At 50.7% G+C, this 5,996-nt stretch carries 4 protein-coding genes and 1 pseudogene; all 5 read left to right on the forward strand.

All coding sequences use genetic code 11. The features are described 5' to 3' along the window. Positions 1-560, forward strand: a pseudogene (locus tag ACYU87_RS27375) (hypothetical protein); the annotation flags it as partial. Between the two features lie 317 nt (positions 561-877). Next, positions 878-1,234, forward strand: coding sequence for a hypothetical protein (locus ACYU87_RS27380; protein WP_461137190.1), 357 nt, complete (start codon positions 878-880; stop codon positions 1,232-1,234). A 32-nt stretch (positions 1,235-1,266) separates the two neighbouring features. Then, positions 1,267-1,491 (forward strand): ABC transporter permease, encoded by a 225-nt coding sequence (locus ACYU87_RS27385; RefSeq protein WP_461137193.1) that lies wholly within the window; start codon positions 1,267-1,269, stop codon positions 1,489-1,491. Then, positions 1,451-3,253 carry an FtsX-like permease family protein gene (locus ACYU87_RS27390; protein WP_461137191.1) on the forward strand — a complete coding sequence of 601 codons (1,803 nt, stop codon included), beginning with the start codon at positions 1,451-1,453 and terminating at the stop codon, positions 3,251-3,253. The genes ACYU87_RS27385 and ACYU87_RS27390 overlap by 41 nt, the downstream gene beginning before the upstream one ends. A 212-nt stretch (positions 3,254-3,465) precedes the next feature. Beyond that, on the forward strand, positions 3,466-5,841 hold the full coding sequence (locus ACYU87_RS27395) for an ABC transporter permease (protein ID WP_461137192.1): 2,376 nt from the start codon (positions 3,466-3,468) through the stop codon (positions 5,839-5,841). The last annotated feature ends 155 nt before the right edge of the window (positions 5,842-5,996 follow it).

Consider the following 5,996-nt stretch of genomic DNA (forward strand, 5'->3'; position numbering starts at 1 on the left):
TGTACTTTAGCCAACGACAAGCCGTGCACGATGGGATGTTAAACCTACCGATTGCGTCCATAGAAGGCAGCAATATACCGATGCAGCCTCAACCACCCATTGTGCTTTACAGGTATGTGCGCCCTTTTAACGGCTTACGAAGTGATGATTTTGTGGTAGAAACCCGGGTTAAGAATACATACAAGCAGGGCTCAGCCGCTTGCCAGTATACGCAAATTACGGTTTTATGCCGTGACGATGTATTTAAGTTTCTTCTCAGCGCTGAAGGGTGCGTGGGGAACTCAAGCGTTTACCTAGGAGGGTATGAAGCCACCAGTAAACACGCCGATCTGTCGGCGCTTGGGCGAGACTTAAGTCAATGGGTTGACGTACGGCTAGAAGTCCACGACAAACGAGCGAAACTGTTTTTGAATGGCCAAAAGGCGTACGAAGCCGTCATTCCGCACAGCCCAACGCAGCTTTTAGGCATCGGGTACGAATTCTTGGGTACTGGTTCAGTCGACTACTGCCGTTTCTTTCGTACAAACGGTGATGTGGTGTTCGAAGACAATTTTAAGTAGGAGATCATAAGCAGTGTGTTGCTTGTAAATTAACGAGGTAGCAGATCGATAAAGTCTAGCTCTTGGTGTATCCCCTCCGTAACACAATTCTCATAAACCGCTCCTGCCTGAGAAGAAGGAATGATTTGCTTATCTGTAATTAGGGCGTTTAAAAAGACGCCTTGTCCTGTCCACTTCCGAACTGTCAATGTCCAAAAATGGACAGGCACTTTTGACCAATAGGCGTATCTGAGCCGGAGAGACCTTTTCAGCAGGGTGGTACAATAATTGACCCTTACTTCTAAATGACTAACCTAAACGCTTACTAGAAGACGACTATGGTACGCAGTTACTTCAAAATCGCTTGGCGAAACCTAGCCCGTTACAAAGTATTCTCGGCCATCAATATCGTGGGTTTAGCCACAGGAATGGCGGTCACCATATTTATTGGGCTTTGGGTCTACGACGAACTCTCCTTTGATCGACAGAATCCCAACGCGGAGCGCATTGCCCAAGTGTGGCAGATTGTCCAATTTGATGGCGAAAAGGCGACCTACAATGTAGCCTCCATTCCACTAGCGGGTGAACTGCGCCAAAACTATCCTGACTTTAATCGGGTAGCCCTGGCGACCGCTGACCGGGAGGTAGCTTTGACGACGGGAGAAAACCAGTTTACCCCAACGGGTCGTTTGTAGAGGCTGATTTCTTGCCCATGATGGGGGTTCGCATGCTCCAGGGGCCACGCCAAAACTTGGCGGATGTCAACTCAATCATCTTGTCCAGTTCGCTAGCCCGAACCCTCTTCGGCGCTACAAATCCACTCAATCAGCTGGTTCAGCTCGATAGTAAAGTGAGCCTGCGGGTGACGGGCGTTTACCAAGATTTCCCCCCCCAACATTACCTGGAGTGCCGTGCACTACCTGGCCCCCTGGTCCTTGTTCCTGGGAATTAATCCAGGGGCGAAGAAAGCTCAGGATAATTGGGATGAAAACTCCTATCAAGTCTTCGCCCAGCTCAAGCCGGAGGTTTCCCTAGAACAAGCTCCGGCGAAGATCAAAGATGTGCGTATCAAACGCGACAACCCACCGCCTTACAAGCCCGAATTCTTCCTGCATCCGATGACCAGATGGCACCTGTATTCCGACTTCGACAATGGGGTCAATATCGGGGGACTGATTCAATTTGTGTGGCTGTTTAGTTTGATTGGAGGATTTGTGCTGTTGCTGGCCTGCGTCAATTTTATGAATCTCTCCACGGCCCGCTCCCAGCAGCGGGCTAAAGAAGTGGGGCTGCGCAAAGTAGTCGGTTCCTTGCGAGGTCAACTGATTGCCCAGTTTGTGGGCGAATCCCTGTTGTTTACCAGCCTGGCTTTCCTGTTGGCGCTCGTACTGGTGCAGCTGAGCTTGTCCTTCTTCAATCAACTGGCTGACAAACAAATTTATCTTCCTTGGGCCAATCCTTACTTCTGGGTGATCGGCGTCAGCTTTAGTTTGCTAACTGGCCTGATTGCTGCTAGTTATCCCGCGCTCTACTTATCCTCGTTTCAGCCCATCCGTGTTCTGAAAGGAAGTTTCAGCGCTGGGGGGCGGAGTAGCCTCCCCCGTAAAGCACTCGTTGTTTTTCAGTTTACCGTCCCCGTAACGCTCATCATTGGTACGGTCATTGTGCTCCGCCAGATCAATTATGCCAAAGACCGGCCTACGGGCTATAGCCGTCAGGGGCTCATCGAGGTCAACATGCGAACGCCGGCCCTAATGGGTCACTTCGAGGCATTGCAAACCGATTTGCTGGCTACGGGGCCCATTCAAGAGATGGCCGTTTCCAACGGGTCGGTGACGGTGGATCAGACGGGGGTGACCAATGTATCCTGGCCAGGGAAATCGCCCGATTTACATCCCTTATTCATGACCAATCAAATCTCTCAGCAGTTTGGTAAGACCATCGGTTGGCAAATAAGCGCAGGCCGTGACTTTTCGAGGGCTTTCCGGGGCGATTCGGCGGGGGTGGTGCTGAACCAGTCTGCCTTAAAATTGATGGGCCTGAAAGACCCCCTGCATACGATGATCAACTGGAATGGTCGCGATTTACCCATTATTGGCATTGTCCATGACCTGATTAAGGACAGCCCCTTTGGACAGGTCACGCCCTCGCTCTTTGTCTTATACGATGCTTCGGCGGGGGTGCTGACGCTCAAACTCGCTCCCACCTTAGCCACCAGCTTAGCACTGACTAAAATTGCGGGCATCTTCCATCAATATGATCCTAGTACGCCCTTCACCTACAAATTTGTGGATGAGGAGTATAGTAAAAAGTTTAGCGCTGAAGAGCGGATCGGTAAACTAGCCACGTTGTTTGCCAGCTTGGCCATTTTTATCTCCTGTTTGGGCATGTTTGGGCTAGCCTCCTTCACGGCCGAACAACGGCGCAAAGAAATTGGTATTCGCAAAGTACTGGGGGCCACGGTGCTGACGGTATGGGCTCTGCTGGCCAAGGACTTTGTGGGCCTAGTCATATTAGGTTGTTTGCTAGCGTCGCCCATTGCCTGGTATTTTCTGAATGATTGGTTGCAAAGCTACAGCTATCGTACGCCGATGTCGGGATGGATTTTTGTAGGCTCGGGAGTGGGGGCGTTATTACTTAGCTTAGTAACGGTAAGTTACCAGAGTATTAAAGCGGCTTTAGTAAATCCAGTAAAGTCCCTACGAAGCGAATAGCATTACCAATTAGCTATTCTCAGATAATGCTCATAAACGGACACATGCTGTACGATTTCGGACAGGTAGATGGGTTAAAATAACCCATTAAATCATTCCATGCCCTGTTTAACGAACTGGTACAATCTTTGGCACTGTCCATTAGCATAAACTGTCAGCCTTTGTCTACTGGCAATAGGTTGGCACTGTGTGCGGTATATTCTCAGCGTGTTATGTTCCGAAACTACCTCAACATAGCCTTCCGTCAACTATGGCGCAATCGGCTATTCAGTGCGCTCAACATCATCGGCTTAACCGTCGGACTGGCTGTTAGCACCTTCATCGCGCTATATGTCTGGCACGAGTTTCATTACGACCGTTTTCAGCCTCTTGCCAACCGCACCTACCGGATTATGGGTGTGACAAAAATCGGCGAGATGGATATGACCTTTCACGGCCTTCACGAATCATTCGGACGCGAAATAAGTCGGCAGATTCCTGACGTAACGGCTGTTAGCCGTTACTCAGATGGTCTGGGCGATATTGTGTTACAATCCGATCGGAATCACCGTTTTAAAGAAGTAAACGTCGGTTTTACCGATGCTTCTTTTTTGCCAATGATGGGGTTCCGGTTGCTGTCGGGTGATACTAAAACTGCCCTCAATGAGCCAGGCCGGATTGTGCTGACCCGCCGATTGGCCGAGAAATATTTTGGCAGCCAAAACCCAGTTGGTAAGACGATTCTATACGACAAATATTTTCCCCTTACTGTCTCAGCAGTTCTCGACGACCTGCCCACCAACTCTATTATTCAGTTCAACGCGCTGGTTTCATTGACCTCTATGCCTGCATTGGGCCCACAGCAGCAAGATGTCTATAAAGGCGCGGGTTTTCTAAGTACATTTCTGGTATTGCGTCCTGATGCGAACGCGGCTGCGGTGGAGAAAAAGTTGGAGCGGGTGAAGACCAATATCCAGAACATTGACATGAAGGCTAGGTATTTTCTGGAAGCTGTCCCGTCGCTGCATCTTGACAGCCGGGGTAGCCCTAAAGATGCCAAACAGTCACTGTATATTCTGTTGACGGTTGCGCTGGTGATTCTTGCTTTGGCTATCATCAACTACGTGAGTTTAGCAACGGCCCGTGCCACCAACCGCGCCCGCGAGGTAGGTGTTCGGAAGGCCATCGGCGGGCAACGGCGCGAACTCGTTGTCCAGTTTTTCTTAGAATCGTTCCTGACCACCATGCTAGCCTTTGTGCTATCGCTAGTGTTGCTTCAAGCCATCTTCCCCTGGGCAAATACGGCTCTTGACCTAAATATGGACAACCGGGTTCTGAATCAAGGGCCGTATTGGGGCTTGCTGATGTCTCTCTGGCTCGGTTGTTCGCTGCTGGCCGGGGCCTATCCTGCTCTGCTTCTATCGGGGTTTCGGCCCGCCATCGCTCTGAAAGGCACCACAACATGGCGACAAGGCGGGGCCGGGTTGCGGCAGGTGTTCACCACAATTCAGTTCACGACTTCTATTGGTCTGTTGATTTGTAGCTTAGTACTGTACGCTCAGATGCAGTTTCTTCGCACCAAAAACCTCGGCATAAACCGGGCGCAGGTCGTGTGCATGTACGTTGATGGCGACATGGCTCCGCAATTCTCAGCCCTGCGCGATGCAGTGCGGCACTGGGCTGGGTTGGGCAACGTAGCCGCAACGAACACGAAGCTGTTTTCCAACAATATCATGACTTGGTTTCTGACAACTGAGAAGACTAAAAAACAACTCGCCGTGAACGCGCTGACTGTGGACAAGGCATTTTTCGGCATGATGGGGATTCGGTGGCAGCATCGCCCGGTTAGTTGGGAAAACGGAGCGGTGACCAAACAACTGACCGTTTACAACCAAACCGTAATGCGGGAAGCGGGCATAACAGGCAACCCCAGCCAGCAGCCTGTTCCATTCAAAGATTCGCCCACTGATGGCGTAGTGAGCGACTTTCATGTGCGGAGTCTGCACGGCCCCGTGTCACCCATGCGGCTAACGATTGTGAGCGACACGAGCCGGGCAGTGGTCGCGAATGGCGGCTATCTGCTGGTTCGGTTGGGACCAAAAACTGACGTGCCAAAAGCGTTGGCCCAACTTACCGCGATTTATGATCAGTTTCGGCCAACCGCACCTTTCGATTATTACTTTCTGGACGATGCCTATAATCAACTTTACGTCAAAGAAGCCCGGCTGACGCGGCTATTTAATAGCTTCGCGGCCCTCACCTTATTGGTTGCTTGCTTAGGCTTGCTGGGCCTGATGACGTTCTCGGTTGAAGCCCGCACCAAAGAGATCGGCGTGCGTAAAGTACTGGGTGCCAGCGTGCCGAGCATCGTGGCGTTGCTCTCCAAAGACTTCGTGAAGCTCGCGCTGATTGCTATCGCGATTGCCAGCCCGATGGCATGGTACGCCATGAATCGGTGGTTGCAGGACTTCGCCTACCGCATTAGCATTGAGTGGTGGGTGTTTGTTCTGGCGGGGTTGTTTACCGTAAGTATTGCCCTGCTGACGGTGAGTTTTCAAAGCATAAAAGCCGCCTTGATGAACCCGGTGAAGTCATTACGAAGCGAATAACATCACGAATCAGCTATTCTCATAAAATGCTGATAAAATGCCACTTATATACGACCAAAGCTTTCCAAGTAGCTAGCTAATACTTTCCTCTTTTGACAACCTAAAGACGGGTATATTTTCCCCGATGGTCATCCCTAACGTAATACGAACGATGC

It is taken from the genome of Spirosoma lituiforme (genome assembly GCF_054776635.1).

Excerpts from the sequence above, each read along its gene's own strand:
- ACYU87_RS27380 (WP_461137190.1), top strand. The coding sequence starts at position 878 with ATGGTACGCAGTTACTTCAAAATCGCTTGGCGAAACCTAGCCCGTTAC.
- ACYU87_RS27385 (WP_461137193.1), top strand. The coding sequence starts at position 1,267 with ATGCTCCAGGGGCCACGCCAAAACTTGGCGGATGTCAACTCAATCATC.
- ACYU87_RS27395 (WP_461137192.1), top strand. The coding sequence starts at position 3,466 with ATGTTCCGAAACTACCTCAACATAGCCTTCCGTCAACTATGGCGCAAT.